This is a genomic window from Salinispora sp. H7-4, assembly GCF_013416675.1.
Classification (GTDB): domain Bacteria; phylum Actinomycetota; class Actinomycetes; order Mycobacteriales; family Micromonosporaceae; genus Micromonospora; species Micromonospora vitiensis.
Genome location: NZ_JABZED010000052.1, coordinates 1 through 568, shown reverse-complemented (window position 1 = coordinate 568; position 568 = coordinate 1). Strand labels below are relative to the sequence as shown.

Sequence of the window (568 nt, the reverse complement as noted above, 5' to 3'; positions counted from 1 at the left end):
GACCGGGTCCGGCTCCGAGATCGCGGGTCTCTGGGCCTGGGCCGGGCTGCTCAGGGCGATGGTGGCGGTCAGGGTCGTCACCGCCAGCAACACCATCGTTGCCGGTCTCGTCGGAGATGAGCTGGTGCCGCGCATGGGAACCTCCTCTGCTCGGGCAGGTCGAACGGACCGCGTCACTGCGGGTGGGCTGGTTGCCGCGACGCCAACGGCCGACGTTCCGGCCTCAAGGCCAGGGTTCCGGCCTTAAGGGCCAACGTTTCGGCTTCGATGGCCGGCGTTCCGGCTGGTCAGTGTCAGCTGGCCGAGTCGAACGACGCCTCGAGCTGCGGGAGGTAGTCGGCGATCGCCGGCGCCCAGCAGCCATAGTTGTGACCGCCGTTGCACGTGGACGCCAAGGTGGAGCCGTCTCCGTAGTTGACGGTGTCGTGGGGGATACCGAGGTCGTCTAGACGGTCCCCGACAGTCGCGGTGGCGATGGCGGTGAAATAGTCCACGGCATCCTGGTTGCCGGTGTAGAACGCGATGGTGGTGTCAGCCAACTTGGCGAGGTTGGCCGATGCGGCCGGGT

Annotated in this window: 1 pseudogene; it reads right to left on the bottom strand. The window is 67.6% G+C overall.

Features of this window, described 5'->3' with window-relative positions:
* Nucleotides 1-293: 293 nt before the first annotated feature.
* Nucleotides 294-568 (bottom strand): annotated as a pseudogene (locus tag H0524_RS20820) (esterase); the annotation flags it as partial.